Consider the following 4,255-nt stretch of genomic DNA (forward strand, 5'->3'; position numbering starts at 1 on the left):
CCGTGTAGCTGTCCTCGGGTAGGGGGCGCATGGAGGATTCCACGAGCTGCGCGCGGTGCGGTGCCGCCTCGTTGGCAACCAGGGATGCGCCGCGCTGAATACCGAGCGCCCCGAGGAGCGCCGCCTTACCGCCGGGGCCTGCGCACAGGTCGAGCCAGGCGGTGTCGGTGCCGTCCAGGGGTGCTGCGGCGAGCGCGCGTGCCACCAGCTGGGAACCGGCATCCTGCGCGCGGACGGTGCCTTCACGTACGGATTCCAGGCGCGCCAAGTCGCCGGAGGCGTACAGTGCCGAACCTTCAACCAACTCGCCATCGACGGCGCCCTGTTCGCGTGCCTCGTCGAGGCTACCCAGACCGGGCAGGGCAACCAGGTTCACCACGGGGGCGAGGTTGTCCGCTTCGAGCAGCTGCTCAATTTCGGAGGCGGGGCGGCCGTGCGCGACGAGTGCCTGACGCATGGAACGCACAATCCAGCCGGGGTGCGAGGCGAGCAGTGCCATGCGTTCGGTGTCGTCCTTCGCGTCCTCGATGATGAGTTCGTACCACTCTTCGGGGGTGCGCTCGGAGACGCGGCGCAGCACCGCGTTGATGAAGCTTGCCGGGCCTGCACCGATCTTTTCGCGTGCCAGGGACACGCTCTGGTTCAGCGCCGCGTGGGCGGGAACGCGCATGTTCAGCAGCTGGTGCACGCCCATGCGCAACACGATGAGGGTGGTAGTGCCGACCTTCTCGAGGGGGCGGTCTACGCAGCGGCTGAGGATTGCGTCGTAGGTGCCCTGGTGGCGTAGCGTGCCGTAGGTCAGCTCGGTTGCGAAGCCTGCGTCGCGGTGGTCGAGGCGGTGGCTACGAATCGCCTTGGGTAGCACGAGGTTCGCGTAGGCGTCAGATTCCGCCACGGAGCGCAGTACGTCGAAGACGGTTGCACGTGCGGTGTCTGCGGTGCGCGAGCGTGCGGATGGTGCCGCCGCGGAGAATTCGCGGGCGGACATGGAACGACGGTTGCGTTCGTGGCCGCTCTTATTGCGTCGGGAGGTGCCACCGCCACCGCGTTTGGTGTCGTCGTGTTCGGTCTTGGCGCGGCGTGCGGCGCGTTCGACGCTGGTCAGGCCGTCGAAGCGGCGGCCGGTGCGCGATTCGGGGCGGGAGTTGTCATCCCACTTCTGCGGGCGGCTCTGAGAACGGCTATTCTGCGAGCGCTGATTCTGGGAACGCTGATTCTGGGAACGCTGAGAATTCTGAGACTGTTGGCGGTTCTGCTCGTTCACGCCAGAGCCGGTGCCAGAGCCGGAGCGTCGGCGACGCTTACGCTTCGCACCGCCCTCACCCTGACCGCCGCCCTGGTTAGGCTTGCCCTGGCTGAACTTGCCGTTGCCGCCGTTACCGGGCTTGCCGTGTCCTCCCTTGTAGGGGCGCTTTTCGTTGCTCATGCGAGTACCACCAGGCCTTCCGCCATGTCCTTGCCAGCGCCGCGAGCCCACGCGGGCGCATCCATCATTTTCTTACCGGCAGGCTGAACCTGCAGCAGCATCAGCGGTTCGGTACCGGTGCCGACCAGTACCTTCTTCGCGTGCAGACGCACCGCACCGGGTGCGAGGGGGCCGCCGTTCGCCTCGATCAGGGACTGCACCAGGCGCTCGTCGGCAACCGCCAGGCCACCGATCTTGAAGCGGTTTTCGCCCAGTTCGCACCATGCGCCGGGTTCGGGGGTCACGCCGCGGAAGCGCGCCAGGATCTGCTCGGCGGGTTCGGTCCAGGTGAGGCGGCCGTCGGCAATGCTCATCTTGGAGGCGTAGCTGACCGACTCATCCTCGACCTGCACGGTGCCGCTCTCGCCCGCTTCGAGGCGTTCGAAGGTGCGTTCAAGCAGTGCGCCGCCGCTGGTGGCAAGGCGCATCAGCACGGTGCCTGCGGTGTCGTCGGCGGCTACGGGGGTGGATTCCTGTTCGAAGGTGGGGCCGGTGTCCAGGCCTTCTTCGAGCAGGAAGGTGGTGGAGAAAATTTCCTGCTCACCGGCGATGAGGGCGCGCTGTACGGGGGCGGCGCCGCGCCATGCGGGCAGCTTGGAGAAGTGCAGGTTGACCCAACCGTAGCGCAGGGATTCCAGCGCGGGCAGCGGCAGCAGGGCGCCGTAGGCGACCACGGCGGCTGCATCAGCGTTCAGTTCGGCAATGGCCGCGGCAGCTTCGTCATTCCAGCGGTTTGCTTTCACGATGGGCAGACCGAGCTCTTCGGCACGCTGCGCGACCGGGGAGGGGGTGAGCACGCGCTTGCGGCCCACGGGGGCATCTTCGCGGGTGAGCACGCCGACCACGCGCACCTTATCGGAGTTCGCCAGGTAATCGAGCGGGGGCACGGCAACGTCGGGGGTGCCTGCGTAAATGATGTTGAGCATGTGAGCCTACTTTCCGAAGCTACCGAAGGAGGAACCGGCACCGAACGCACCACCGCCACCGAAGGCACCACCCACGCGGGCTGCACGCTCGGTCACGGTCTTAGCGGCGACCGTGTTGTAGTCTGCGGCGCGCAGGGCACGCATCACGCGCTGGCGGTCTTCACCCACGAGGCGGTCGATGAAGAGCTTGCCGTGCAGGTGGTCGGTTTCGTGTTGCAGCATGCGCGCGAACAGGCCTTCACCCTCCAGTACGAGGGGTTCGCCGTGGCGGTCCACGCCGGTCACGCGCGCCCAGTTCTTGCGCGGGGTCGCGGACTTCTGGCCGGGCACGGACAGGCAGCCTTCGCCGCCTTCCTGGTCTTCTTCGCCGACCTCGAGCACGGGGTTGATGATGTAGCCTTCGCGGTCGTCAATGCCGCCGAAGGTGAAGATCTGCTTGGAGATGCCAACCTGCGGGCCGGCAAGGCCCACGCCGCCCACGTCGTACATGGTTTCTAGCATGTCGTCGATGAGTCGTGCCAGGTCGTCGTCGAAGACGGTGATGGGGTCGCAGACGCTGCGCAGCACCGGGTCGCCTACGGTGCGGATGCTCAGGATGGTCATGGTTCTCCTTTGCCGGCGGGTGCCGGGAATGTGCTTACGGATTTCAAATGGTGGCAGAACTGCGCTGAGGGTTGTTCCAGCGGGTTTTCCCTGCGGGTTCTTTACAGCGGGCGCGTTCTTCACAGCGTAGCGCGCCGTTCTGCCTATTGTTCTATTGTCGCCGATTCGCTAGCGCGAATCTAGAACGAATCGAGGCGGCAGGGTGAGGGCTGAGCCTCACCTCCACAGGGTTTGAAGCCTCTCCCCTATGCCGCAGGCGGGGGTACTACGGGCATGAGCGCGGGGTCTTCAAATTCTTGAACCTGGCGGTCGAATTCCCAGACGCGGCGCAGGGCGCAGAACTTGTACCAGTTGCGTTCGAGCACGGCGGGGTTTGCCTGCTGCGGCAGCACCTGCGTTTCGCCGAGTGCCACGCCCATGAGGACGGGTGCGTCGCCGTATTTCCAGGGTTCCCAGGTGCCTTCGTCGGGGTCGATGAGGGATTCTTCGGCTTTGAGTCCGGCGACGAGCTGCATGACGACTTTTTCGTCGAGTGCTTTGACGCGGCCGCGTTTGTCGGTGCCTTTGGTTTTGTAGTCGATGATGCAGGTTCGGCCTGCGATTTCTGCGACGAGGTCGAGGGTGCCCGCGTAGCCGACGGTGTCGTTCCAGATGGTGACTTCGGCGGCGAGGGGGCGGGGTTTGAAGGCTTCCCACCATTCGTCGAAGCGGTCGGCGTAGGCTTGCTCCCCGTTGGCGATGAGTCGTTCGCGGCATTCGTCGAGGTTGTGTTCGCGGCCCATGGCGCGTAGGGCGACGGCTTCGGCGTAGTTGTGGACGCGGTCGCCTCGGGCTGCGGCGGCGTCGCGGTATCGTTCGGAGGCGCTGGCTGCGTCGCGGATGATGGCGAATTTGAGGCCGTGGGATCCGGTGGCGCGGTAGGCGCGCTGGTCTTCGAGGGCGGCTTTGGCGGCCATGTACCCGTGCCAGCCGCTGAGGTCACTGGCGTGCTGCCCGATGACGGTGGTGATGGAGGGGACGAGGGGGTCTCCTCCGCGGACGCGCGCGTACATGCGTCCGTAGTCGGTGGCTGCGGCGAGTTCGGGTGTTGTCACGGGGGTACCTCATTCTCGGGTGGTTGTGTCCGCGGCTGTGTTTGTACTGCGTGTGGGCACAAATACCGGTGGGCATAATAAAACCCCCGTTCGTTGAAACGGGGGTTATTTGGTGCGTGATACTGGGTTCGAACCAGTGACCTCTTCGGTGTGAACGAAGCGCGCTA

The 4,255-nt window shown here is 65.8% G+C and carries 4 protein-coding genes; all 4 read right to left on the reverse strand.

The features are described from left to right. A partial coding sequence (locus Q0216_RS06655) for a transcription antitermination factor NusB (RefSeq protein WP_298593936.1) occupies nucleotides 1–1,426 on the reverse strand: 1,426 nt, incomplete at its 3' end. Continuing rightward, nucleotides 1,423–2,391 carry a methionyl-tRNA formyltransferase gene (gene fmt, locus Q0216_RS06660; protein WP_298593937.1) on the reverse strand — a complete coding sequence of 323 codons (969 nt, stop codon included), beginning with the start codon at nucleotides 2,389–2,391 and terminating at the stop codon, nucleotides 1,423–1,425. The genes Q0216_RS06655 and fmt, both read right to left, overlap by 4 nt. Nucleotides 2,392–2,397: 6 nt before the next feature. Next, on the reverse strand, nucleotides 2,398–2,994 hold the full coding sequence (gene def / locus Q0216_RS06665) for a peptide deformylase (protein WP_298593938.1): 597 nt from the start codon (nucleotides 2,992–2,994) through the stop codon (nucleotides 2,398–2,400). Between the two features lie 245 nt (nucleotides 2,995–3,239). After that, the gene (locus Q0216_RS06670; RefSeq protein ID WP_298593939.1) at nucleotides 3,240–4,088 is read right to left on the reverse strand and encodes a cytochrome; all 849 of its coding nucleotides are present in this window, start codon (nucleotides 4,086–4,088) and stop codon (nucleotides 3,240–3,242) included. Between the last annotated feature and the right edge of the window lie 167 nt (nucleotides 4,089–4,255).

The organism is uncultured Rothia sp., assembly GCF_937976295.1.
In the GTDB taxonomy this organism is placed as follows: domain Bacteria; phylum Actinomycetota; class Actinomycetes; order Actinomycetales; family Micrococcaceae; genus Rothia.

Bases quoted from the DNA above. Each gene is read 5' to 3' on its own strand.
- fmt (WP_298593937.1), bottom strand. From the start codon at position 2,391: ATGCTCAACATCATTTACGCAGGCACCCCCGACGTTGCCGTGCCCCCG.
- def (WP_298593938.1), bottom strand. From the start codon at position 2,994: ATGACCATCCTGAGCATCCGCACCGTAGGCGACCCGGTGCTGCGCAGC.